The sequence below is a fragment of the Mycobacteriales bacterium genome, from assembly GCA_035550055.1.
GTDB lineage: Bacteria > Actinomycetota > Actinomycetes > JAFAQI01 > JAFAQI01 > DASZTV01.
On sequence record DASZRO010000098.1, the window covers coordinates 1 to 24,213 of the forward strand.

At 70.5% G+C, this 24,213-nt stretch carries 22 protein-coding genes; 19 read left to right on the forward strand and 3 right to left on the reverse strand.

Annotated elements, in window-relative coordinates; genetic code table 11:
- The 9 genes from VG899_14705 to VG899_14745 all read left to right on the forward strand — a co-directional run.
- The coding region (locus VG899_14705; GenBank protein ID HWA67609.1) for an isocitrate lyase at positions 1 to 701 on the forward strand (701 nt) is incomplete at its 5' end.
- A 56-nt stretch (positions 702 to 757) separates the two neighbouring features.
- Positions 758 to 955, forward strand: coding sequence for a hypothetical protein (locus VG899_14710; protein HWA67610.1), 198 nt, complete (start codon positions 758 to 760; stop codon positions 953 to 955).
- A gap of 155 nt (positions 956 to 1,110) precedes the next feature.
- A complete protein-coding gene (locus tag VG899_14715; protein HWA67611.1) occupies positions 1,111 to 1,890 on the forward strand; it encodes an electron transfer flavoprotein subunit beta/FixA family protein in 780 nt (259 codons plus the stop codon).
- 30 nt (positions 1,891 to 1,920) lie between these two features.
- A complete protein-coding gene (locus VG899_14720) occupies positions 1,921 to 2,874 on the forward strand; it encodes an electron transfer flavoprotein subunit alpha/FixB family protein (GenBank protein ID HWA67612.1) in 954 nt (317 codons plus the stop codon).
- Positions 2,875 to 2,958: 84 nt separating this feature from the next.
- Positions 2,959 to 4,347 (forward strand): hypothetical protein, encoded by a 1,389-nt coding sequence (locus VG899_14725; GenBank protein HWA67613.1) that lies wholly within the window; start codon positions 2,959 to 2,961, stop codon positions 4,345 to 4,347.
- A 30-nt stretch (positions 4,348 to 4,377) separates the two neighbouring features.
- Entirely contained in the window at positions 4,378 to 5,553 is a 1,176-nt protein-coding gene (locus VG899_14730) for a cysteine desulfurase family protein (GenBank protein HWA67614.1), read from the forward strand.
- A gap of 7 nt (positions 5,554 to 5,560) precedes the next feature.
- Positions 5,561 to 6,622 (forward strand): tRNA 2-thiouridine(34) synthase MnmA, encoded by a 1,062-nt coding sequence (gene mnmA, locus VG899_14735; GenBank protein HWA67615.1) that lies wholly within the window; start codon positions 5,561 to 5,563, stop codon positions 6,620 to 6,622.
- Between the two features lie 7 nt (positions 6,623 to 6,629).
- Complete coding sequence (locus VG899_14740; protein HWA67616.1) at positions 6,630 to 7,166, forward strand: DUF1697 domain-containing protein; 537 nt, start codon at positions 6,630 to 6,632, stop codon at positions 7,164 to 7,166.
- 30 nt (positions 7,167 to 7,196) lie between these two features.
- A complete protein-coding gene (locus tag VG899_14745) occupies positions 7,197 to 7,469 on the forward strand; it encodes a hypothetical protein (GenBank protein HWA67617.1) in 273 nt (90 codons plus the stop codon).
- 254 nt (positions 7,470 to 7,723) lie between these two features.
- Here VG899_14745 and VG899_14750 read toward each other — a convergent pair whose 3' ends face one another.
- Positions 7,724 to 8,914, reverse strand: coding sequence for an alkaline phosphatase family protein (locus VG899_14750; protein HWA67618.1), 1,191 nt, complete (start codon positions 8,912 to 8,914; stop codon positions 7,724 to 7,726).
- A gap of 64 nt (positions 8,915 to 8,978) precedes the next feature.
- Here VG899_14750 and VG899_14755 point away from each other — a divergent pair, with 64 nt between their 5' ends.
- The 4 genes from VG899_14755 to gatA all read left to right on the forward strand — a co-directional run bounded on the left by VG899_14755 (position 8,979) and on the right by gatA (position 13,874).
- Complete coding sequence (locus tag VG899_14755; protein HWA67619.1) at positions 8,979 to 9,986, forward strand: methionine synthase; 1,008 nt, start codon at positions 8,979 to 8,981, stop codon at positions 9,984 to 9,986.
- A complete protein-coding gene (ligA, locus tag VG899_14760) occupies positions 9,987 to 12,026 on the forward strand; it encodes an NAD-dependent DNA ligase LigA (protein ID HWA67620.1) in 2,040 nt (679 codons plus the stop codon).
- A gap of 61 nt (positions 12,027 to 12,087) precedes the next feature.
- Positions 12,088 to 12,381, forward strand: a complete 294-nt coding sequence (gene gatC, locus VG899_14765; protein ID HWA67621.1) for an Asp-tRNA(Asn)/Glu-tRNA(Gln) amidotransferase subunit GatC — start codon at positions 12,088 to 12,090, stop codon at positions 12,379 to 12,381.
- Positions 12,378 to 13,874, forward strand: a complete 1,497-nt coding sequence (gene gatA / locus VG899_14770) for an Asp-tRNA(Asn)/Glu-tRNA(Gln) amidotransferase subunit GatA (GenBank protein ID HWA67622.1) — start codon at positions 12,378 to 12,380, stop codon at positions 13,872 to 13,874. The genes gatC and gatA overlap by 4 nt, the downstream gene beginning before the upstream one ends.
- Positions 13,875 to 14,035: 161 nt before the next feature.
- Here gatA and def read toward each other — a convergent pair whose 3' ends face one another.
- Positions 14,036 to 14,515 (reverse strand): peptide deformylase, encoded by a 480-nt coding sequence (gene def, locus VG899_14775; protein HWA67623.1) that lies wholly within the window; start codon positions 14,513 to 14,515, stop codon positions 14,036 to 14,038.
- Between the two features lie 18 nt (positions 14,516 to 14,533).
- On the opposite strand from def, the gene gatB reads away from it, so the two are divergent.
- Positions 14,534 to 16,009 (forward strand): Asp-tRNA(Asn)/Glu-tRNA(Gln) amidotransferase subunit GatB, encoded by a 1,476-nt coding sequence (gene gatB / locus VG899_14780; GenBank protein ID HWA67624.1) that lies wholly within the window; start codon positions 14,534 to 14,536, stop codon positions 16,007 to 16,009.
- 18 nt (positions 16,010 to 16,027) lie between these two features.
- On the opposite strand, the gene VG899_14785 is transcribed toward gatB, so the two are convergent.
- Positions 16,028 to 18,340, reverse strand: coding sequence for a DUF6351 family protein (locus VG899_14785; protein HWA67625.1), 2,313 nt, complete (start codon positions 18,338 to 18,340; stop codon positions 16,028 to 16,030).
- A gap of 60 nt (positions 18,341 to 18,400) precedes the next feature.
- On the opposite strand from VG899_14785, the gene ilvD reads away from it, so the two are divergent.
- The 5 genes from ilvD to VG899_14810 form a co-directional block, all read left to right on the forward strand.
- Entirely contained in the window at positions 18,401 to 20,071 is a 1,671-nt protein-coding gene (ilvD, locus tag VG899_14790) for a dihydroxy-acid dehydratase (GenBank protein ID HWA67626.1), read from the forward strand.
- A 205-nt stretch (positions 20,072 to 20,276) separates the two neighbouring features.
- On the forward strand, positions 20,277 to 22,094 hold the full coding sequence (locus tag VG899_14795) for an acetolactate synthase large subunit (protein HWA67627.1): 1,818 nt from the start codon (positions 20,277 to 20,279) through the stop codon (positions 22,092 to 22,094).
- On the forward strand, positions 22,094 to 22,618 hold the full coding sequence (gene ilvN, locus VG899_14800; GenBank protein ID HWA67628.1) for an acetolactate synthase small subunit: 525 nt from the start codon (positions 22,094 to 22,096) through the stop codon (positions 22,616 to 22,618). The genes VG899_14795 and ilvN overlap by 1 nt, the downstream gene beginning before the upstream one ends.
- A 169-nt stretch (positions 22,619 to 22,787) precedes the next feature.
- Positions 22,788 to 23,774: a ketol-acid reductoisomerase gene (gene ilvC / locus VG899_14805; GenBank protein HWA67629.1), complete on the forward strand. Its 987-nt coding sequence runs from the start codon at positions 22,788 to 22,790 to the stop codon at positions 23,772 to 23,774.
- A 152-nt stretch (positions 23,775 to 23,926) separates the two neighbouring features.
- On the forward strand, positions 23,927 to 24,213 hold a 287-nt coding region (locus VG899_14810; protein ID HWA67630.1), incomplete at its 3' end, for a phosphoglycerate dehydrogenase.

Genomic DNA, 24,213 nt, shown 5'->3' on the forward strand with positions numbered 1-24,213 from the left:
GCAAGGTGCTCATCCCGACCAACCAGCACGTCAAGGTGCTCAACGCCGCGCGGCTCGCCGCAGACGCCGAGGGCGTGCCGACGCTCGTCGTTGCCCGCACCGACGCGCAGGCCGCGACGCTGCTCACCAGCGACGTCGACGAGCGTGACGCGCAGTACGTCGTCGGCGAGCGCACCGCGGAGGGCTTCTACCGGGTGAGTGGTGGCATCGACCCCTGCATCACGCGCGGCCTGGCCTACGCGCCGTACGCCGATCTGCTCTGGATGGAGACGTCCACGCCGGATCTCGAGCTCGCGCGGCAGTACGCCGAGGCGATCAAGAAGGAGTTCCCGGACCAGCTGCTCGCCTACAACTGCTCGCCGTCGTTCAACTGGAAGCAGCACCTCGACGACGACACGATCGCGAAGTTCCAGCGCGAGCTCGGCGCGATGGGCTACAAGTTCCAGTTCATCACCCTGGCCGGGTTCCACGCGCTGAACTACTCGATGTACGAGCTCGCCAAGGGCTACTCCAGCCGCGACATGTCGGCCTACGTCGAGCTCCAGGAGAAGGAGTTCGCGGCCGAGGCCGACGGCTACACCGCCACCAAGCACCAGCGCGAGGTCGGCGCCGGCTACTTCGACCTGGTCGCCACCGCGATCGACCCCGAGGCGGAGACGCTCGCGCTGAAGGGCTCCACCGAGGAAGAGCAGTTCCACTGAGTCGCTGAAGGGCAACCAACGACAGGGCTTCGGCCCGCGGATCAAGGGAGGGTCTGATGCATCGCTGCAACGGCCGGCTCTTCGACGGAAGCGCCTGCAACAACATGCTGCTCGAGTGCTCGGGCTGCCACTCGGTGGGCTGTCAGGGCGACGGCTGCGACTCGCAGCTGTTCATGACCAGCTCGGCCTGCGACTGCGGGGCCTCGCTGATCACCCCGCAGCTCGTGGCAGCCGCGGCGGCCTCAGCGGCCTGAGCCGAGCGGAGCGCATCGCACATGCGCATCGGTGAGAAACCCCCGGCTTCGCCGGGGGTTTCTCGCTTGCTAGAGTTCGCAGTCGAAGCACGGACACCCGCGTGCCGTGACGCGATATCCCTCGATGACCTACCGCAGGAGGTCGGCCGCCGGCCATGAACATCGTCGTGTGCGTGAAGCAGGTGCCCGACACCTACGAGGAAAAGAAGCTCAGCGACGCTGACAAGACCCTCGACCGTGAAGGCGTCGAAGGTGTCATGAACGAGCTCGACGAGTACGCCGTCGAAGAGGCGCTGCGGCTCAAGGAGGCTCACGGCGGCGAGGTCACCATCCTGACGATGGGCCCGGAGAAGGCGGTCGAGACGATCCGCAAGGCGCTGTCGATGGGCGCCGACTCCGCCGTACACGTCGTCGACTCCGCGCTGCACGGCTCGGACGCGCTCGCCACGTCCTACGCCCTTGCCAAGGCGCTCGGCACCATCGAGCACGACCTGGTCATCCTCGGGGTCGAGTCGACCGACGCACGCATGAGCGTCATCCCGGCGATGCTCGCCGAGCGCACCGGAGCCGCACAGCTGTCGTTCGCGCGCAGGGTCGAGGTCAACGGCTCGACGGTGAAGATCGAGCGGCAGACCGACACCGGCTACGACGTCGTCGAGGCGCAGACGCCCGCGATCGTGTCCGTCGTCGAGAAGATCAACGAGCCGCGCTACCCCTCGTTCAAGGGGATCATGGCCGCCAAGAAGAAGCCGCTGACCACCCTGACGCTCGCCGACGCCGGCATCGAGGCGGACAAGGTCGGACTCGCCGGCTCCGGCACCTCCGTCGCCGAGTTCGCCGCGCGTCCGCCGAAGGCGGCCGGCCAGATCGTCAAGGACGAAGGCGACGGCGGCACCAAGCTGGCCGAGTTCCTCGCGTCGCAGAAGATCATCTGAGAACCGGGACAACGGGAGAGGTATTTAGACATGGCTGAGGTCCTGGTTCTCGTCGAGCACTTCGAAGGCACCCCCAAGAAGGTGACGCTCGAGCTGCTGACCCTCGCACGGTCGCTCGGCGAGCCGTCCGCGGTGTACGTCGGGAGCGGCTACGACAACGCGAAGTCGGTGCTCGCCGAGTACGGCGCGCAGAAGGTGTACGTCGCGGGCGACGCCGAGCTCGACGGCTACATCGTCGCGCCGAAGGCCGAGGTGCTCGCGCAGATCGTCGGCAGCGCTTCCCCCGCCGCGGTGCTGATCCCGTCCTCGCCCGAGGGCAAGGAGATCGCGGCACGCCTGGCGGTCAAGCTGGACTCCGGCGTGATCACCGACGCGGTCGGCCTGTCGAGTGACCTCGTCGCCGACCAGTCGATCTTCGGTGGCGCCTACACGGTCAAGTCCAAGGTGGCGAAGGGTACGCCGGTCATCACGGTGCGCCCGAACTCCACTGCGCCCGAGCCGGCGCCGGCCTCGCCGAGCGAGGAGCAGGTGTCGGTGTCGTTGTCCGACGCCGCGAAGAAGGCCAAGGTCCTCGAGCGGGTCAGCGAGAAGAAGGGTGGTCGCCCCGAGCTGACCGAGGCGGCGATCGTCGTCTCCGGCGGCCGCGGTCTGGGCGGCGCAGAGCACTTCGCGCTGATCGAGAAGTTCGCCGACTCCCTCGGCGCGGCGGTCGGCGCCTCGCGTGCCGCGACCGACGCCGGCTGGTACCCCCACCAGAACCAGGTCGGCCAGACCGGCAAGACCGTCTCACCGCAGCTCTACATCGCGGTCGGGATCTCCGGCGCGATCCAGCACCGCGCGGGCATGCAGACGTCGAAGACCATCGTCGCCATCAACAAGGACCCGGAGGCGCCGATCTTCGAGCTCGTCGACTTCGGTGTCGTGGGCGACCTGTTCGACGTGGTCCCGCAGGTGACCGAGCAGATCGAGGCACGCAAGGGCTAGTCCCGGGTTCTTCTCCGGTCGACGTCCGTCGCCCCGCCGCGCGGCCCCAGCGGCGCCGGCTCGCCGGCCCGGTAGTTTCGTCGGGTGGCAACGCCCTGGGACCAGCACACTCCAAGCTCGCTCGCGGCGTTGCAGGACCAGCTCGTGGCGATGCAGGTGCGCGACTCGATCGCGCCCTTCTCGCCGCTGTGGCGCCGGCGCTTCGCCGAGCTGAACCGCCGGCCCGGCCTGGTCCGCACCGTCGCGGCGCTCGAGTCGATCCCGGCGATGGGCGAACGCGACGTCAGCCCCAACGGTGATCCGGCCGCGATGGCGGCGCTCGTGCTGCAGGCGGGTGAGGCCGGCTTCGCGCTGCACGCGGCGGGACCCGAGCTGCGGCAGGCGATCCGGCTGCGCGCGATGCGCAAGCCGACCTACCAGCGGGTGGTCGACGCGGACACCAGGGCGATCTCGTACGTGTTCTCGGGGACCGGCATGCGCTACCCGATCGCCTCGACGCGGGCTGACCTCGACGCGATCACCCGGGCGGGTGCGCGGGTCTGGGCGGTCCTCGGGCTGACCCGCAACGACGTACTCGTCTCCGCGGTCGAGCCGTCCGCGACGACCGAGCACGTCGCGCTTCAGTACGCCGCGCTCGGCGCGGGTGCCCCGGCGCTGTTCCCGGGCGGTCACCCCGACGACCTCGCCGCCACGGTCCGGCTCGCGCCGCCGACGGTGCTCGCGGTGCCGACCCGTGACGCGGTGGCGGTGCTCGACGGCCTGCGCGGCCTCGACTCGCTGCGCACCCTGCTCCTGGTCGGTGCGCCAACCGATGCCGAGCGCATGGCCGCCACTCACGCGGCGGCCCGCGCCGGCGTGCCCGGTGACGCGGCCATCCTGGCGGTGCACGCGCCGGCGGGAGCGCGCGTGCTGTGGGGGGAGTGCCGCCAGTCCGGCGGCACGACCGGGTTCCACACCTATCCGGATCTCGACGTCATTCAGCTCGTCGACCCCGACACCGGTGAGCACACCGACGGCTCCGGTGAGCTCGTGCTGACCCAGATCGGGCTGCGCGGAAGTGCGTTGTTCCGCTGGCGCACCGGCGACGTGGTGGCCGCGATCTCGACTTCGCAGTGCCCGTCGTGCGGACGGGTGGTCCCTCGCGCCGAGGGCCTGCAACGCGACGCCCTGGTGACGGAGATAGGCACCGCCGGCGAGGCGATCGACCTGCGCGCCGTCGCCTCGGCGCTGTCCGGCCGCCAGGACGTGCGTGACTGGCGGATCGTCGTCGGCCGGCGCGGGCGTGACGGTGCGCCGCGGGTGGTGGTACGGCTGGTGCCGGTGGGCGGCGACGCGGCGGGTGTCGTGATCGGTGCCGCCGCCGATGTCCGCGCGCTGGCGGGGATGCTCCCCACGCAGATCGTGATCGCCGACTCCTACGAGCTCGCCGGGCTGCGCGGGCACAAGCGCTCCGAGCGCATCTTGGTGGAATAAGAACCCGACCTCTCTAGGCTGAACCACGAGATGGCCTACCTCGACCACGCGGCGACGACGCCGATGCTTCCCGAGGCGGTCGACCGCATGGCGGAGCTGCTCGGCCAGGTCGGCAACGCCTCGTCGCTGCATGCGACCGGCCGCCGGGCGCGGCGGATCGTCGAGGAGTCCCGGGAGAGCGTCGCGGCGGCGCTGAACGCGCGCCCCAGCGAGGTCGTGTTCACCAGTGGCGGCACCGAGAGCGACAACCTCGCGGTGAAAGGGCTGTTCTGGGCGCGACGGAGCGCCGACGTACGCCGGCGCCGCGTGCTGGTCTCCGCGGTCGAGCACCACGCGGTGCTGGATCCGGCGATCTGGCTCGCCGACCACGACGACGCGCAGCTCGACCTCGTCCCCGCCGACCCGGTCGGCCGGGTGTCCGCTGACGCGCTCCGCCAGGCGATCGGCGCTGAGCCGCAGTCCGTCGCGTCGATCACGACGATGTGGGCCAACAACGAGGTCGGCACGGTGTCGCCGATCGCCGAGCTCGCCGAGATCGCGCGTGAGCACGACATCCCGTTCCACACCGACGCGGTGCAGGCGGTCGGTGCGCTGGCGGTCGACTTCGCCGCCTCCGGGGTGTCAGCGCTGACGCTCACCGGGCACAAGCTCGGTGGCCCGGTCGGGGTCGGGGCGCTCGTTCTCGGCCGCGACGTCGAGTGCGCGCCGCTGTTGCACGGAGGCGGCCAGGAGCGCGACGTGCGGTCGGGGACGCTGGACGTGCCGGCGATCGCCGCGTTCGCGCTCGCGGTCGAGATCGCTGTCGCCGAGCAGGCGAAGCGCAGCCAGCTGCTGACGGGCATGCGCGACGACCTCATTGCGCGCGTGCTGGCCGTCGTACCGGACGCCCAGCTCAACGGCGACCCGGGCGGCTCGCTCGACGCTCGGCTGCCGGGCAACGCTCACTTCTCCTTCCCCGGCTGCGAAGGCGACGCGCTGCTGATGCTGCTCGATGCCCAGGGCGTCGAGTGCTCGACCGGCTCGGCGTGTTCGGCCGGCGTCGCGCGGCCGAGCCACGTGTTGATCGCGATGGGCCATGACGAGGAGCGAGCGAAGTCCTCGCTGCGGTTCAGCCTCGGGCACACCTCGACGCCGGCCGACGTGGACGCGCTCGTCGACGCGATCGGTCCCGCGGTGGAGCGGGCCCGCTCCGCTGCCGGGAAGTGAGGCTGCGATGAAGGTTCTCGCCGCCTTGTCCGGCGGGGTCGACTCGGCGGTCGCGGCCGCCCGCGTCCATGACGCCGGTCATGACGTGACGGGCGTGCACCTGGCGCTGTCGCCCTCGCCCGCGTCGTACCGGGAGGGCGCCCGCGGTTGCTGCTCGCTCGAGGACGCGCGGGACGCCCGCCGCGCGGCCGACGTGATCGGCATCCCGTTCTACGTGTGGGACGTCGCGGAGCGGTTCAACCGCGACGTCGTCGAGGACTTCGTGGCCGAGTACGCCGCCGGCCGCACGCCCAACCCGTGCGTGCGCTGCAACGAGCGCATCAAGTTCGCCGCGGTGCTCGACCGTGCGCTCGCGCTCGGATTCGACGCGGTCGTCACGGGCCACTACGCCCGGCTGGACGGCGGCGTGTTGCGCCGCGCAGTCGACCTCGACAAGGACCAGTCCTACGTCCTCGCAGTCCTGCGGCCGGACCAGCTCGCCGCCGCGATGTTCCCGCTCGGGGACTCGCGCAAGGTTGAGGTGCGCGACGAGGCGGCGCGGCGCGGGCTCGCCGTGGCCGACAAGCCGGACAGCCACGACATCTGCTTCATCCCGTCGGGCGACACCGCGGGCTGGCTGCGCAACCGGCTCGGCGACCAGCCCGGCGACATCGTCGACGAGTCCGGCGTCGTTGTCGGGCAGCATCGGGGCACGCACCAGTTCACCGTCGGTCAGCGTCGCGGGCTGGCGCTGCAGACCCCGGCGGCGAACGGACGACCGCGCTACGTCTTGTCGATCTCGCCGGTCGAGCGGACGGTGACCGTCGGCCCGGCCGAGCTGCTCGCGGTGACCCGCGTGGAGTGCGGCGCTCCCACCTGGTGCGGCCAGCCGGCCGCCTCCGGGCAGCTGCGCGGGCTGGCGCAGGTACGTGCGCACGGCGACGCCGTACCCTGCCACGCGTCGGTGGTCGACGCGGGGCTGGTGGTCGAGCTGGCAACGCCGATATCCGGGGTCTCCGCGGGTCAGACGCTGGCGCTCTACGACGAGGACCGGGTGCTGGGTTCGGCGACCATCAACGCCGCGGCCTGATCCGCCGATGCGCTACGTCGCGTGGCTGCATGCGGTCAACCTCGGCAGTCACAACAAGGTGCCGATGGCGTGGCTGCGAGACGCAGCGACCAGCGCCGGGTTCACGGACGTGGCGACCTACGTCCAGAGCGGCAACCTCGTGCTGACCTCGTCGCTGCGCGACGGCGCGAAGGTCGGGGTGCGCGTAGCCGCGCTCATCAACGACGGGCTGGGCCTCGACGTGGCGGTCACCGTCAGGTCGCGGGACGAGCTCGCCGACGTCTTCGCGCGAAACCCGATGACCGAGCACGTCGACGAGCCGGCGAAGCTGCACGTCAGCTTCCTGACCGGCGAGGCGGACGCGCAAGGCGCTGCCGGCATCGACGCGGCGAAGTACCTGCCGGACGAGTTCGTCGTGGACGGACGCCACATCTATCTGTGGTTTCCCAACGGCGCGGGACGATCCAAGCTGGCGACGCTTCAGTGGCGAAAGCATCTCGGGGTCGCCGGCACCGCGCGGAACTGGCGCACGGTGCAGACCGTGCTGGAGATGCTCGAGGCCTGACCGGGGCGTGCCGCGGCCTACGATGACGGGATGGCCGACTCCGTCCAGCTGACCGACCTCGACGTCATCGCGAAGTACAGCATCGCGGTGCGGACGGCGACCGCTGACCGCGACGAGCTGATCGCAGCGCTGCGCGCTGACCTCTCGTGGCTCGAGCACGGCCGCAGCCGAAGCAGCACGGCGTTTCGGGCGCCCGCGCAGGCTGACGATGATGCGTCGACCTCGCGCACGTCGACGGTGTCCCGGCCGGTGGCCAAGAAGACCACGGCAAAGCGCGCCGCCGCTCGCCGCGACCCGAGCTGACCCGAGCTGCCGATCCAGCCGTAACGAAGGCTGCGGACGGTATCCGACGCACGCTGGGGTGCTTGTGCCGGCGCGGTAGCGCGACACACGAGTCTGGTCTGACTGGCACGACGTAGTGGCGCGGGTGACCTGCCCCTGCCGCCATTGGTTGGAGCCATTGGACTTGTGAACCCGGCGCGCCCGGGCGCGGGCCAAAAGGCTGCACAAGCCAGCGGTTGCCGGACAAGCCCGCGCGCAGCTCGCCGCGTGCCCAGCTAGACCCTGCAGGTCGAGAACAGGTCGCTGCCGAAGGCGCGCAGGCCGGCCGCTGCGGCGTACCCGAGGTGGCCGTGTCCGTCGGTGCCGCCGCTGGTGATCCCGAAGATGTTCTCGAGGCTGCGCAGCAACGCGTAGTGGTCGTAGGGGACCGGGTCGCGTCGGCCTTCGGCCACGCACTTGCCGATGACGAGCGTGCCGATCTTCCCGCCGCCGCTGCCGGTCAGCCCGGGCAACGGGTCGGTCGGGCCAGGCCGCTCGTGACAGCAGCTCGTCGCGTCGTCGGTCTCGGACTCATCCGACGTGACGATGATGAGGCCGTCCTTGCGGTACGCCGGCGACCTCTCGATCCGAGGCACCCAGACCGAGAGGAAGTCGTCGACCGACGCGAGCCCCCCGGTGCGCTTGCCTTTGGCGTCCGGACCGGCGCAGCCGAGGTCGTGGCCGTCGTCGCACAGGTCGGGGGTGATGAAGTTGAAGTCCGGGGTCGTCCGGTAGTGCCGCAGCGCCTTCGACAGCAGCGCCAGCGGCACCACGTTGCGTCGGCAGCGGCCGCTGTCGATCAGCGAGTGGAAGTAGACGAACGGGTTGTGCCGCGCGGCGTACTGGTCGCCCTCGGTCGCCTTCTGGGTGTCGTCCTGACCGAGGCCGTTCGTGTGCGGTACGCCGCAGCGGGCCTGCTCCCGCTTCGGGTTGTTGCCCATCTCGTCCATCCAGCCGTGCCAGCTGATGTGGGCGGCGCTGAGCTGGTCGGCAAGCGTCTTGACGTTGGACGGGTACACGCAACCGGCGCCGACCGCCTGACCGTCAGCGTTGAGGGTTGCCGGTGCGGTCGTGCCGTTGAAGTTCACGTAGAGCTGGCAGTCGCTCGATGTCATCAGGTTGGGCGCCTGGCCCGAGATCATCGCGATGTAGTTGTCGAGCGAGACGTGACCGGTCGCGTAGTAGTTCGTCAGCAGCGTGCCCTGCTTCTGCAGCACCTTGCCGAGATAGGGGTGGGGGTTGTGCAGGTAGGTCGACTCGGACGACTCGTTCTCCAGCACGATGACGAACACGTGGTGGATGCCGAGGCCCGGCCCGGCGACGGAGCCGGCCCGGGACATGGCCGTTGTCGCGGCTCCCGGGCTGAGGCCGCTCGCGGCGGCGGTGAGGGCGACGGTCGCGGCGAGGACGGCGAGGAGGCGGCGCACGGCCGCGATTGTGCCAGCCGCAGGTGGCCGCCCGGTGTCCGTGCCACCGCTTAGTCTCGGCGGCGTGACGGCGGTGCTGGCGGGCGTGGCGACGGGCATCGGCTCGCTGCCCGGCACGTCGATCGACGAGGCGTGCGCCCTCGCCTTCGACGAGCTGCCCGAGCTGCCTCACCTTCCCGAGCTGCCCGCCCGGGGTCCGGGATCGGACATGGTCGGGCGTACGGCGGCGCAGCTGACCGGGCTGGGTGTCGACCGCACTCCTTCGGGCTGGCGGCTCGTGGACCGCCCCGGCCTGGACCAGCGTTCCGCGCGCGAGCGGATGGTCGCCGACCTGGACGCACTCCTGCCGGTCGCGGGTCCCGGCTACGACGGCTCGCTCAAAATCCAGCTGGCCGGACCGTGGACGCTCGCCGCGTCGCTGGAACTGCCGAGGGGCGGTCGCGCGCTGCGGGACGCGGGTGCGGTGCGCGACCTGGTCGCCTCGCTGGCCGAGACGGTGGTGGAGCACCTCGCCGAGGTACGTCGCCGCGTGCCCGCGGTCGAGCTGGTGTTGCAACTCGACGAGCCGAGCCTGCCGGCGGTCCTGGCCGGACGGATACCTACCGAGAGCGGCTTCGGGGCGCTGCCGGGGATCGAGTCCCAGCAGGCCGTCTCCTCGCTGCGCGCCGTCGTCGAGGCGGCGGGCGTGCCGGTGGTGCTGCACTGCTGCGCGCCCCAGCCACCGGTCGCGCTGCTGCGCGAAGCCGGTGCCGCCGCGGTGAGCTTCGACGCCAGCCGCGGCCCGGTCGACCGCGACGCGGTCGGTGAGCTGGTCGACGGTGGCGCCGTGGTCTGGCTGGGCGTCGTGCCTGCGCTCGGCCCCGGCGTACCACCGACACCGCGCGACGTCGCCGACCCGGTACGCCGGTTGTGGCGCGAGCTCGCGTTCGATCCCGACCGGCTCCCGTCGGCGGTCGCGCTGACCCCCGCCTGCGGGCTGGCCGGGGCCTCGCCGGGCTGGGCGTATTCGGCGTACCGGCTGATCCGGCAGGCCGCCCGAGCGCTGACCGAGGCCCCCGAGGGAGTTCGCTAGATGGCCAAGAAGGGCGACCCGCCCGCCGAGGTGATGCAACGCCACGCCGAGCTCGCCGCCGAGCTCGAGGACCTGGCGTATCGCTACTACGTGCTCGCCGCGCCGACCGCGGCCGACGCCGAGTACGACGCGAAGATGCGCGAGCTGGAGGCGATCGAGAACGACTACACCGCGTTGCGCACGCCGGACTCCCCGACCCAGAAGGTCATGGAGTCGTTGTCGACCGACTTCGCCGAGGTGCGCCACCTCGAGCGGCTCATGTCGCTGGACAACGTCTTCTCCGACGAGGAGTTCGACGCGTGGGTGGCGCGGGCGACCCGCGAGACACCGGTCGACGCCTGGTTGTGCGAGCTGAAGATCGACGGTCTGGCCATCGACATCGTCTACGAGCGGGGACGGCTGGTCCGCGCCGCGACGCGTGGCGACGGGGTCACCGGCGAGGACGTCACCCTCAACGTCAAGACGATCGACAACGTGCCCGCCAGGCTCGTGGGCGACGACGTACCCGAGCTGCTCGAGGTCCGGGGCGAGGTCTTCTTCCCGACCGCGGCCTTCGCGGAGGTCAACGCAGGGCTCGTCGAAGTCGGCAAGGCGCCGTTCGCGAACCCGCGCAACGCCGCCGCCGGCTCGCTGCGCCAGAAGGATCCCCGGGTCACCGCGACCCGGCCCCTCCAGCTGACGGTCCACGGGATAGGGGCCAGACGCGGCTTCGACCCGCCGTCACAGTCGCAGGCCTACCTCGCGATGCAGGCGCTCGGTCTGCCGGTCAGCGCGCGCTACGAGGTCGTCGACGGGCTGGCCGGGGTGCGCCGCTACGTCGCCCATTGGGGAGAGCATCGCCACGACATCGAGCACGACATCGACGGTGTCGTGATCAAGGTCGACTCCTTCTCGTTGCAAGGCCGGCTCGGTGCCACCTCGAAGGCGCCGCGCTGGGCGGTCGCCTGGAAGTACCCGCCCGAAGAGGCGACGACCAAGCTCAACGGCATCTTCGTCAACGTCGGCCGCACCGGCCGCGTCACGCCGTTCGCGGCGCTGGAGCCGGTGCACGTCGGCGGCGTCACGGTGAGCACCGCGACGTTGCACAACGAGGACGAGGTCAAGCGCAAGGGTGTGCTCGTCGGGGACACCGTCGTGGTACGCCGGGCCGGTGACGTGATTCCCGAGGTCGTCGGGCCGGTCGTCGACCTGCGCACCGGCGACGAGACGGCCTTCGTCATGCCTCGCGAGTGCCCGGAGTGCGGCACCGAGCTCGGGCGCGGCGAGGGTGAGGTCGACTGGCGCTGTCCCAACACGGTGAGCTGCCCCGCCCAGCGACGGGAGGCGGTCTTCCACCTCGCGGGACGAGGTGCCCTCGACATCGACGGCTTGGGTTACGAGACGGCGATCGCGCTGCTCGATGCGCAGCGCATCAACGACATCGGCGACGTCTTCCACCTGAGCGCGCACTCCTTCGAGGGGCTGCGCGGGTTCGGCGCGAAGAAGATCGCGCAGGTGCTCGGCGGTCTTGACGCCGCGCGGCATCGTCCGTTGTGGCGGCTGCTCGTCGGGTTGTCGATCCGCCACGTCGGACCCACCGCCGCGCAGGCGCTGGCGGCGCAGTTCCGCTCGCTCGACGCGATCGCGGCGGCCTCGCCGGAGGAGCTGGCCGCGGTCGACGGGGTCGGGCCGACGATCGCCGCCGCGGTGGCGGCGTGGTTCGCCGACGAGCGACACCGCGACATCATCGAGCGACTGCGGGCCGGCGGGGTGTCGATGGTCGACGAGGGCACGCCCGAGCGCGGCAGCGGGCCGCTGGACGGCCTCACCATCGTCGTCACCGGGACCCTGTCCGGCTACACCCGCGACGGCGCGGCCGAGGCGATCCAGTCACGTGGCGGCAAGGTCACCGGGTCGGTCAGCAAGAAGACGTCGTACGTCGTGGCGGGCGACGCGCCAGGCGCGGCAAAGTACGACAAGGCCGTCGAGCTCGAAGTGCCGATTCTCGACGAGGCCGGCTTCGAGGCGCTGCTCGCCGGTGGCCCGCAAGCCGTTACCTAGACTCCATCCGTCAGCGCCGGCGAAGCCGGCTCCGTTGTTGGGCGGGTGGAAGGGTAGCCGCGTGTCCATCACTCGCGCCGACGTCGCGCACCTGGCGGGACTCGCCCGGATCTCCATGACCGACGCGGAGCTCGACGCCATGGCGGGTCAGCTCGAGGTGATCCTCGACGCGGTCGGCCGGGTCCAGGAGGTGGCGGCGGCCGACATCCCGCCGACCTCGCACGCCGTCCCGCTCACCAACGTGTACCGGGAGGACGCGCTCGTCCCGTCGCTGCCGCCCGAGGACGCCTTGGCGGGTGCGCCGATGGCCGAGGAGCAGCGCTTCCGGGTGCCGAGAATCCTGGACGAGGAATGACAGGCGGGGCGCAGGACGTGGACTCGCAGCTGTGTCACCTGACCGCGGTCGAGGTCGCGGACAAGATCGCCGCGCGTGAGGTCTCGGCCGTCGAGGTGGCGCAGGCCCACCTCGATCGCATCGCCGGCCGCGACGGCGACTACAACGCCTTCCTGCACGTCGACGCGGAGGGGGCGCTCGCTCAGGCTCGTCGCGTCGATCGGGGAGAGCTCAGCGGCCCGCTGGCCGGCGTGCCGCTGGCGCTGAAGGACGTGATCGTCACCCGCGACATCCCGACCACCGCCGGGTCGCGGATCCTCGAGGGCTGGCGCCCGCCGTACGACGCGACGATCGTCGAGCGGATGCGTGAGGCCGGCATCGTCGTACTCGGCAAGACCAACATGGACGAGTTCGCGATGGGCAGCTCGACCGAGCACTCCGCGTACGGCCCGACGCGCAACCCGTGGGACCGCGACCGCATCCCGGGCGGATCGGGCGGCGGCTCGGCGGCGGCGATCGCCGGCTTCCTCGCCCCGCTGGCGATCGGCACCGACACCGGCGGCTCGATCCGCCAGCCCGCCGCGGTGACCGGAACCGTCGGGACGAAGCCCACCTATGGCGGGGTCTCGCGCTACGGGCTGATCGCGTTCAGCTCTTCGCTCGACCAGGCCGGGCCCTGCGCTCGTACCGTGCTCGACGCGGCGCTGCTCCACGAGGTGATCGCCGGTCACGACCCGCGCGACTCCACGTCGATCGCCTCGCCGGTCCCGCCGGTCGTCGACGCGGCGAGGTCCGGGGACGTCAGCGGGATGCGGATCGGCGTCGTCAAGCAGTTCGCCGGAGACGGTTACCAGCCGGGGGTGAGCGCACGTTTCGACGAGGCCGTCGATGCGCTCACCAAGCTCGGCGCGACCGTCGTCGAGGTGTCGTGCCCGCACTTTGACTACGCCATGCCCGCCTACTACCTGATCGCGCCGAGTGAAGCGTCGAGCAACCTTGCCCGCTACGACGCGATGCGCTACGGCCTTCGGGTCGGCGACGACGGTGAGGCGTCGGCCGAGCAGGTCATGGCGGCAACCCGGGAGGCCGGCTTCGGTCCGGAGGTGAAGCGCCGCATCATTCTCGGCACCTACGCGCTGTCGGCCGGCTACTACGACGCCTACTACGGCCAGGCGCAGAAGGTCCGCACGTTGATCCGGCGCGACTTCGAGGCCGCCTTCGAGCAGGTCGACGTCCTGGTCTCGCCGACCACCCCGACGACCGCGTTCCCGATCGGCGAGCGCGTCGACGACCCGCTCGCGATGTACCTCGCCGACCTGTGCACGATCCCGTCGAACCTCTACGGCGGCCCGGCGATGTCCGTGCCCTGCGGGTTGTCCGACGACGGTCTGCCGGTCGGGTTCCAGATCATGGCGCCGGTCCTCGCCGACGACCGGCTCTACCGGGTGGGTGCCGCTGTCGAGTCGGAGCTCGGCACGGCGGCGCTGCTCGACACCGTCTGGGAGCGCGGGTAGCTAGCGGTCATCGCCGGAAGTTCGTCCAGGGTCTGTCGGCGCCAGCCGGCGCCTCGCGGCGTTGTCGTCGTCGCCAATCCAACAAGGATTGGCTCCTCCTCCGCCTTGCGATGCATCCGGCTGGCATCCGACATCCCCCGAACAACTTCCGGCGATGACCACTAGCTCCGCAGGGCGCGCATCGCTTCCTTGCGGGTCTCGCCGGCCAGCCGGTCGACGTACAGCTTGCCGTCGAGGTGGTCGCACTCGTGCTGCAGGCAACGAGCCAGCAGCCCGGTCCCGGCGACGCGCACCGGCGCGCCCGTGGCGTCGACGCCTTCGACCTCGGCGTAGCCGGCTCGGCGCAGCGGGTACCACAAGCCGGGCAACGACAGGCAGCCCTCGTCGCCGTCCTGCTCACCGTCGGTCGCGACCAGACGCGGGTTGACCACCACGCCGACCCGGTCGTCGACGAACCAGCTGAACGCGCGCAGCCCGACGCCGATCTGGTTGGCGGCCAGGCCCGCCCGGCCCTCCTTCGCCCGCACCGTGTCGATCAGGTCCTGGCACAGCGCGGCGAGAGCGTCGTCGAAGACGGTGACCTCGTCGCACGGCGTACGAAGGACCGGATCTCCCCAGCGGCGGATTTCTCGCTCGACCACGTAAGCGACACTAGATGGGTGAGCTACGAGGACGTCCTGGAGCGGTACGAGCCGGTGCTCGGCCTGGAGACCCACGTCGAGCTGGGTACGGCGACGAAGCTGTTCTGCGGCTGCTCGACGGAGTTCGGTGCACCGCCCAACACCCAGGTCTGTCCGGTCTGTCTCGGGCTGCCGGGCTCGCTTCCCGTCACCAACCGTGCCGTCATCGACTACGCGATCAAGATCGGTCTCGCGCTGCACTGCTCGATCGCCGACTGGTGCCGGTTCGCCCGCAAGAACTACTTCTATCCGGACATGCCGAAGGACTACCAGGTCAGCCAGTACGACGAGCCGCTGTGCTTCGACGGTTATCTGGACGTGGTCGTCGAGGGCAAGACCTACCGCGTCGAGATCGAGCGGGTCCACGTCGAGGAGGACACCGGCAAGTCCCTGCACGTCGGCGGCTCGACCGGGCGGATCCACGGTGCGACGCACTCGTTGGTCGACTACAACCGGGCCGGCATCCCGCTGGTCGAGATCGTGACGCGACCGGTGGCGGGGACCGGCGAGATGGCGGCGGCGGTCGCCCGGGCCTATGTCGCCGAGCTGCGCGACCTGCTGCGCGACCTCGGCGTCTCCGACGTACGCATGGAGCAGGGGTCGCTGCGCGCCGACGTCAACGTGTCGTTGATGCCGAGCGGATCCTCGCAGTTCGGCACGAGGACGGAGACCAAGAACGTCAACTCGCTGCGATCCGTCGAGCGTGCGGTGCGCTACGAGGTCGAGCGCCAAGGCGCCGTGCTCGACCAGGGCGAACGGGTCGTCCAGGAGACCCGGCACTTCCACGAGGACACCGGGACCACCAGCTCGGGCCGGGTGAAGTCCGACGCCGAGGACTACCGCTACTTCCCGGAGCCCGACCTCGTGCCGGTCGCCCCGCCGCGCGAGCTGGTCGAGGAGATCCGCGCCGCGCTTCCCGAGCCGCCCAGCGTGCGCCGCGCCCGGTTCGCCGCCGAGAACGGCTACACCGAGGTCGACATCGACCAGATGACCAACGCCGGTGTGGTCGATCTCGTGAAGGCCACGATCGAGGCCGGCGCCTCCCCGACGAAGGCCAAGGGGTGGTGGCTGGGCTACCTGGTCGGTCGCGCCAACGAGCTCGGTGTCGAGCCGGAGGCGCTGGCCACCGGCCCGGCGGAGGTCGCCCGGATCAGCGCGCTCGAGGACGACGGCACGCTGACCAACAAGCTCGCCCGCCAGGTCGCCGACGCGGTGATCGCCGGTGAGGGCGGGGTGGACGAGGTCATCGACGCGCACGGCTGGCGGGTCGCCGGCGAAGACGAGCTGATCGCCGCGGTCGAGGCGGCGATCGCGGCGTCGCCGGAGATCGCGGCGAAGATCCGCGACGGCAACCAGGGAGCGGTCGGTCCGCTCGTCGGCGCGGTGATGAAGTCGACCGGCGGGTCAGCCGACGCGAAGCGCGCCCGCGAGCTCATCCTCGCCCGCATCTCCTAGACCGCCTGTGCCATCCGTTCAGGGCGCGGTGGAGCGGACGAGCGGGTACGGCACCACGACCGGGTTGCGGTAGAGGGTCGTGTCGCCGTACGACAGCCAGGTACGGCTGTGCGCCACCCAGCCGACCGAGTGCTTCGAGTAGTCGCACACCCCGCGGGGAAAGACCCGCCGCAGCGCGCTGAACTGGGCGGTCGTCATCGACGCCGGGTAGTCGCTGCGGCGCAACGGGCGCAGCCGGCACTTCAGGTCGTCCTCGTCGAGCGGGCCGCCCGCCATCTGCCGGGTGCCCGAGTGCTCGAGGACCGAGCAGCCGATCGGCAGGCCGGTCGACGCGGCCCGGCACGAGTCGTGCGCGGCCGCGGGCTTCGCATGGGCGACCAGCCAGGCGCGTGAGGCGTAGGGGTAGTGCGCCTGCAGCTTGTCGATGTCGGTCAACCATTTCTCGGCGACGAGGATCGCCGAGGAAGGCAGCGGCACGCCGCTCCAGATCACCTGGCTGGCGTGCGAACCGTAGTTCTCGTCGAGGCGGGCCCGGATCTCGTACGGCCGGATCTCGTCATGGATGTCCAGCGCTGGTACGTCGTCGGACACCGGGATGGTCTGGTCGATGATCGGTGTCTCGTCGATCGCCCCGAACTCGCCGACCAGCGAGTCCTCGAAGATCCGCCTGGCCTCGTAGGTGGCCATGACCTCGCGATGCTTGACGTAGTTGCCGTCGAGATCGACCCCGCCGACGCCGCGATTCAAGGCGATGAACTCCGCGGGCGTGATCTGACCGCTGTTGAGGGCGACCAGGCCGTACTGCACGCCGACGTTGTCGAGCGGCCGGTACGCCGCACCGGTCCTCGGGTTGGTCCCGAGGATGTTCTTCAGGTCGTCCTGCAGGTCGCAACGAACGCCGTGCGGGTTGGTCTTCGGGTCGTAGCGCTCGGCGTCGGGGATCGCACCGGGGCACGACCCGGGCCTGAGGTTCCCCGCGAAATCGGTGTTCCAGTCGTCACACGTGCTCGGGTCGGCCAGGCCGGTCACTGCGTCCTGCTTGATGACGTTGCCCCACCCCTTGTGGGTGGCGAAGAAATGGGTCAGCACGACACAGTCGCCGACCGTCATCGCCGTCGACACCACGTCCGGGAAGCTCAGCAGCGGCGTACCGGCGTCGAGCACTCCCGGGTAGCCGTTCGCGATCGTGTACTGCTGGATCGCCCCACCCGACGCGCCGCCGCCGACGACCGACCTGACGAGCCCGTAGTGGTTGCTCACGTACTCGCGAACCATCATCAGCGTCTCGGCCGACAGCACCTGGTTGCAGTGGACGCCGAAGATGGTCAGCGACGACTCTCCGACCATGTAGCCATGGCTGAGCAGCGACGGCAGGTCCAGCAGCGGTCCGGCGAGGTTCTCCGAGCTGATCGTGCTGAGCGGGCTGAACACGGTTGCCTCGCCGCCGTCGGCACCTTGGTCGAACCCGGTCCCGCACGACTCGCCGAAGTGCCACACCAGCTTGCGGTTCCAGTCGACGGCGCGGAAGGCGTGACCGCGTCCTCTGGCGTGCGGATCGTCGAGCACCGCGAGCCGGGTGACCGACCGGTTGATCACGACGTTCTGGACCCGTACGACGAAGGGCACCCGCTTGCCGTTGATGACGGCCGTTGCGGTGTCGCTCGGGTACGCGGCGTACGGATCGGTGAGGCGGTGGAAGTTTCCGAGCACGTCCTCGTACCACCAGTGGATTCGTTGTCTGGCAACGCAGTCGGCCCCGTGTGCCGGCCCGAGACCGCCGGCCTCGGTCTCGCAGACGAACGGCTCCTGGTGCGGCCCGGTGATGACCGGTCCCTGCAGAGAGTGGACGTCGAGGCGCAGTTGCATCGTCCGGGTGCCATAACGCCGCCCGGTCACCGTCGCGCGTATCTCGTCCGCGCCCAGCCGCAGGTGGTGCAGGACTCCCAGCACCTGTCCCTGGGCCTGGCCGGGCAGGCTGGCGACCCGGTGGAAGGTGTCGCGGGGGATCGCCCGCCCGTTGACGGTGACGGTGAGCCGGTCGCCCGCAGTCAGGCCGCGGATCGCCAGCGTCGCGTCGTGGCCGCTGATCAGCGTCGGCCGCGACGACACCGTCGTCATCTCGACCTGACCGGGCGCGAGCCCTCGGGCGTCGTCGGTGAACGCGTTGGCCTCGGCGACGGTCGGACCGTCACCGGCCAGCGATGCTTCCGTTGCGACCGGGTGGCGCGCGCTCGCGGTTGCGACACCGGCGTGGCGAGGCGCCGCGACCACGGTCAGCGCGACGAGCGTCGCGACGGCGGGAGCGACGACGGCAAAGGTGCGATGGGTCACCGGTAGGTGTTTGGCGGTACGCCGGAAGAATCCTCTGTCGCCGCCACATAACCTTGCCCCGTGGACTTGAAGCCTCGAAGCAAGGACGTCACCGACGGCTACGAGCGGGCCGGTGCCCGCGGCATGCTGCGTGCGGTCGGGCTCACCGACGACGACTGGGACAAGCCGCAGATCGGCATCGCCTCGTCGTGGAACGAGATCACCCCGTGCAACCTCTCGCTGGCGCGGCTGGCGCAGCGCGCGAAGGACGGCGTACGGCAGGCCGGGGGAGTGCCGCTGGAGTTCGGCACCATCTCGGTCTCCGACGGCATCTCGATGGGGCACGAAGGCATGCACGCCTCGCTGGTCTCCCGAGAGGTGATCGCCGACTCGGTCGAGACCGTGATGTTCGCGGAACGCCTCGACGGCTCGGTCCTGCTCGCCGGGTGTGACAAGTCGCTGCCGGGCATGCTGATGGCCGCGGCCCGCCTCGACCTCGCCGCCGTCTTCGTCTACGCCGGTACGTCGCTGCCGGGCCACCTCGACGACCAGGACCTGACCATCATCGACGCCTTCGAGGGTGTCGGCGCCTGCGCGCTCGGCCGGATCACCCGGGAGAAGCTCGACGAGATCGAGCGCGCGATCTGCCCTGGCGAGGGTGCGTGCGCCGGCATGTACACGGCCAACACGATGGCCAGCGCTTTCGAGGCCATCGGGATGTCCGTGCCGGGCAGCGCTGCGCCGCCGGCCGTGGACCGCCGTCGCGACGAGGCCGCGGTGCGCTCCGGCGAGGCGGTCGTCGGGATGCTCCGCAACGGCATCACGGCTCGGACGATCCTCACCAAGCAGGCGTTCGAGAACGCGATCACCGTCGTGATGGCGCTGGGCGGATCCACCAACGCCGTACTCCACCTGCTCGCGATCGCGCACGAGGCGAAGGTCGACCTCAGCCTCGACGACTTCAACCGGATCGGTGACAAGACACCGCTGCTCGCCGACGTGAAGCCGTTCGGGCGCCACGTGATGTCCGACGTCGACCGGGTCGGCGGCATCCCGGTGGTGATGAAGGCGCTGCTCGACGCCGGGCTGCTGCACGGCGACTGCCTGACGGTGACGGGCAGAACCGTCGCCGAGAACCTGGCGGCGCTCGCCCCCGCGGACCTCGACGGTGACGTGATCCGTGCGCTGTCCAACCCGCTGCACGCCACTGGCGGCATGTCGATCGTGCGCGGGTCACTCGCCCCGGACGGCGCCGTGGTGAAGACCTCGGGCTTCGACACCTCGGTGATCGAGGGGACGGCGCGGGTCTTCGACACCGAACAGCCGGCGATGGACGCGGTGACCAACGGCGAGCTGAAGGCCGGCGACGTCGTCGTCATCCGCTACGAAGGTCCGAAGGGTGGCCCGGGCATGCGCGAGATGCTCGCGGTCACCGGCGCGATCAAGGGCGCCGGGCTCGGCAAGGACGTCCTGCTGCTCACCGACGGCCGGTTCTCCGGCGGTACGACGGGGCTGTGCATCGGCCACGTCGCTCCGGAAGCGACCGACGGCGGGCCGATCGCCTTCGTGAAAGACGGCGACAAGATCCGCCTCGACGTGGCGGCCCGGACCCTCGACTTGCTGGTCGACGCCGACGAGCTCGAAAGACGCAAGGAGGGCTGGGCGCCGCCGCCGCCGCGCTACCCGACCGGCGTACTCGGCAAGTACGCCCGCCTGGTGGGGTCCGCCGCACAGGGCGCCGTCTGCGGCTAGCCCACTCCCGGTGATCTTGACGTTTTCGGCCTGATGACGCCGTTTTCGGGCCGAAAACGTCAAGATCACCGAGAGATGTCGGCTTGACAGGTGCGTACGTCGGGTTACCGTTGAGGCGTGCACAGCATTCTCGTAGTTATCGAGCACGTGGCCTGACCGACTCAGACCACGTGCCGCCCCTCCGCGCTTCGCGCGAGGGGCTTTTTTGTGCCAAGCCGTAGCGACGCAGCAACGAACTGAACGGGTAGGAGTGGTGACGGTGGAGCGGGTGACCGGAGCGCAGGCCATGGTGCGCGCACTGGAGGAGCTCGACGCACAGGTGGTGTTCGGCATCCCGGGCGGCGCGATCCTCCCGGCGTACGACCCGCTGTTCGACTCCAAGCGGGTTCGCCACATCCTCGTCCGCCACGAGCAGGGCGCGGGTCACGCGGCCACCGGCTACGCGCAGGCGACCGGTCGGGTCGGCGTCTGCATGGCCACGAGCGGCCCCGGCGCGACCAACCTCGTGACGCCGATCGCCGACGCCTACATGGACTCCGTGCCTCTGGTCGCGATCACCGGCCAGGTGCCGTCGGGCGCCATCGGGACCGACGCGTTCCAGGAGGCCGACATCTGCGGCATCACGATGCCGATCACCAAGCACAACTTCCTGGTGCAGAACCCCGCGGAGATCGGCCGCACCCTGGCCGAGGCCTTCCACATCGCCTCGACGGGCCGTCCGGGGCCGGTGCTCGTCGACATCCCGAAGGACGCGCTGCAGGCCGACACCGAGTTCAGCTGGCCGGTGGAGCTGCAACTGCCCGGCTACCGGCCGGCGGCCAAGCCCCACGGCAAGCAGGTCCGCGAGGCGGCGCGGCTGATGGTCGAGGCGAAGCGCCCGGTGCTCTACGTCGGCGGCGGCGTGCTCAAGGCTCACGCCGCCGAGGAGCTGCGCCGGCTCGCGGAGCTCTCGGGGATCCCGGTCGTGACCACGCTGATGGCCCGCGGTGCGTTCCCTGACTCCCACCCGCAGCACATGGGGATGCCGGGCATGCACGGCAGCGTCTCCGCGGTCGCCGCGCTCCAGCGCTCGGACCTGCTGATCGCGCTCGGCGCCCGTTTCGACGACCGGGTCACCGGCAAGCTGTCGTCGTTCGCTCCGGGAGCGACGGTGGTCCACGCCGACATCGACCCGGCCGAGATCTCGAAGAACCGTACGGCGGACGTGCCGATCGTCGGCGACGTGCGCGAGGTGATCGCCGATCTCGTGATCGCCCTGGAAGCCGAGCACGAGGCCGGCCGCAAGGGTGACTACACGGCGTGGTGGAAGCAGTGCGACGGCTGGCGTCGTACCTATCCGCTCGGGTACGACGAGCACGCCGACGGCACGATGGTGCCGCAGTACGTCATCGAGCGGCTCGGCAAGATCGCCGGACCGGACACGGTGGTCGTCGCCGGCGTCGGCCAGCACCAGATGTGGGCCTCGCAGTTCATCTCCTATGAGAAGCCCTACACCTGGATCAACTCGGGCGGTCTCGGGACGATGGGTTTCGCCGTCCCGGCCGCGATGGGGGCGAAGGTCGGCCGGCCGGATGCGCTCGTGTGGGCGGTCGACGGCGACGGCTGCTTCCAGATGACCAACCAGGAGCTCACCACCTGCGCGATCGAGGGGATCCCGATCAAGGTCGCCGTCATCAACAACGGCTCGCTGGGCATGGTGCGGCAGTGGCAGACCCTGTTCTACGAGGGGCGCTACTCCAACACCGACCTCAAGGCCGGGCGCACGCAGTACCTGCCCGACTTCGTGATGCTCGCCGAGGCGATGGGCTGCGTCGGCCTTCGCTGCGACAACCCGGGTGACGTCGACGCGACGATCGAGAAGGCGATGGCGGTCGATGACGCCCCGGTGGTCGTGGACTTCGTCGTCGGCAAGGACGCGATGGTGTGGCCGATGGTTGCCGCCGGCACCTCCAACGACGACATCAAGATCGCGCGCGAGACCGCGCCGGACTTCGACTACGAGATGGGCGAGGTGACCGAGTAATGTCCCGCCACACCCTGTCCGTCCTCGTCGAGAACAAGCCCGGCGTACTCGCTCGCGTGGCGTCGCTGTTCTCCCGGCGCGGGTTCAACATCGATTCGCTCGCCGTCGGTCCGACCGAGCACTCCGACGTGTCCCGGATGACCATCGTGGTCAACGTCGAGGCGCTGCCGCTCGAGCAGGTGACCAAGCAGCTCAACAAGCTCGTCAACGTGTTGAAGGTCGTCGAGCTCGAGACCGACGCGGCGGTGCAGCGCGAGCTGCTGCTCGTGAAGGTCAAGGCCGAACAGGCCACGCGGTCTCAGGTGTTCGAGATCGTGCAGGTCTTCCGCGCCAAGGTGGTCGACGTGGCGACCGACGCGGTCACCATCGAGGTGACCGGTACGTCGGACAAGCTCGACGCCTTCATCAAGGTGCTCGAGCCTTACGGCATCCGCGAGCTCGTCCAGTCCGGGGTCGTCGCGGTAGGGCGCGGCGCTCGTAGCATTACTGACCGAAGCCTTCGTTCCGTTGAAAGGACCGCATAAGTGCTCCTTGAGCCAGCGACTGCACTACTGCGCGGCGCTCAGCCGGCGACCGGCTTCGTTGTCGTCGGCGTCGATAGCGCCGCTATCGACACCTCCTCCGCCTTGCCGCTCATCCACCTGACCGCCGCGCAGCACGCGCGTCACTGACCCAAGGAGCACTGTGCCCGAGATCTTCTATGACGACGACGCCGACCTGGCACTTGTCCAAGGCCGCAAGGTCGCCATCCTGGGCTACGGCTCGCAGGGCCACGCACACGCGCTGAACCTCCGCGACTCAGGGGTCGACGTCCGCGTCGGCCTGCCCGAGGGGTCGAAGAGCCGCGCTGCCGCTGAGGCCGAGGGGCTTCGCGTCGTGACGCCTTCGGAGGCCTCGGCAGAGGCGGACCTGATCATGGTGCTCGCACCTGACACGGTGCAGCGTCACCTGTTCACCGACGACATCGAGCCGAACCTGAAAGACGGCGACGCGCTGTTCTTCGGCCACGGCTTCAACATCCGCTTCGGCTACATCACCGCGCCCGCGGGCGTCACGGTCGCGATGGTTGCCCCCAAGGGTCCCGGTCACCTGGTACGCCGCCAGTTCCAGGAGGGCCGCGGCGTACCCTGCCTCGTCGCGGTCGAGCAGGACCCGGACGGCAACGGCCAGGCCCTGGCGCTGTCCTACGCCAAGGGCATCGGCGGCACCCGCCCGGGCACGCTGAAGACCACCTTCACCGAGGAGACCGAGACCGACCTGTTCGGCGAGCAGGCCGTCCTCTGCGGTGGTGTCTCCGCGCTCGTGCAGGCCGGGTTCGAGACGCTGACCGAAGCGGGTTACCAGCCCGAGGCGGCGTACTTCGAGTGCCTCCACGAGCTGAAGCTGATCGTCGACCTGATGTACGAGGGCGGCCTCGCCAAGATGCGTTGGTCGATCTCGGACACGGCCGAGTACGGCGACTACTCCCGCGGGCCACGCGTCATCACCGACGCCACGAAGGCGGAGATGAAGCGCATTCTCGGCGAGATCCAGGACGGCACCTTCGCCCGCGAGTGGATCGCGGAGGACGACAACGGGCGGCCGAACTTCGACAAGTACCGCGCCGAAGGCGCGGCCCACCCGATCGAAGAGGTCGGTGGCCGGCTTCGCGGCCTGATGTCCTGGATCCGCACCGACTAGTCCCCGCCCACGTCCGACCCGACACCCGTCGGCCCCTGCACGAAGTAGCACACAACGCCGCCTCGGAACCGGACAGCCGACGCGTTTCCGGGCATCTCGAGCAACGTTGTGTGCTGCTTCGAGCAAGCTGGCGTGCCCGGTAGGGTTGCCCGGTGCCCAAGCCGGTCGTCCTGATTGCTGAAGAGCTGGCGCCGGCGGCGCTGGAGGTACTCGCCGAGGACTGCGAGGTGCGTCACGTCGACGGCGCAGACCGCGGCGCCCTGCTGCCCGCGCTCGCCGACGTCGACGCCGTCATCGTCCGCAGCGCGACGCAGATCGACGCTGAGGCGCTGGCGGCAGGCACTCGGCTGAAGGTCGTCGCCCGCGCCGGCGTCGGGCTGGACAACGTCGACGCCGACGCCGCGACCGCCCGCGGCGTACTCGTGGTCAACGCGCCGAC

Excerpts from the sequence above, each read along its gene's own strand:
- VG899_14710 (HWA67610.1), top strand. The coding sequence starts at position 758 with ATGCATCGCTGCAACGGCCGGCTCTTCGACGGAAGCGCCTGCAACAAC.
- VG899_14715 (HWA67611.1), top strand. The coding sequence starts at position 1,111 with ATGAACATCGTCGTGTGCGTGAAGCAGGTGCCCGACACCTACGAGGAA.
- VG899_14720 (HWA67612.1), top strand. The coding sequence starts at position 1,921 with ATGGCTGAGGTCCTGGTTCTCGTCGAGCACTTCGAAGGCACCCCCAAG.
- VG899_14730 (HWA67614.1), top strand. The coding sequence starts at position 4,378 with ATGGCCTACCTCGACCACGCGGCGACGACGCCGATGCTTCCCGAGGCG.
- mnmA (HWA67615.1), top strand. The coding sequence starts at position 5,561 with ATGAAGGTTCTCGCCGCCTTGTCCGGCGGGGTCGACTCGGCGGTCGCG.
- VG899_14740 (HWA67616.1), top strand. The coding sequence starts at position 6,630 with ATGCGCTACGTCGCGTGGCTGCATGCGGTCAACCTCGGCAGTCACAAC.
- VG899_14745 (HWA67617.1), top strand. The coding sequence starts at position 7,197 with ATGGCCGACTCCGTCCAGCTGACCGACCTCGACGTCATCGCGAAGTAC.
- ligA (HWA67620.1), top strand. The coding sequence starts at position 9,987 with ATGGCCAAGAAGGGCGACCCGCCCGCCGAGGTGATGCAACGCCACGCC.
- gatA (HWA67622.1), top strand. The coding sequence starts at position 12,378 with ATGACAGGCGGGGCGCAGGACGTGGACTCGCAGCTGTGTCACCTGACC.
- ilvN (HWA67628.1), top strand. The coding sequence starts at position 22,094 with ATGTCCCGCCACACCCTGTCCGTCCTCGTCGAGAACAAGCCCGGCGTA.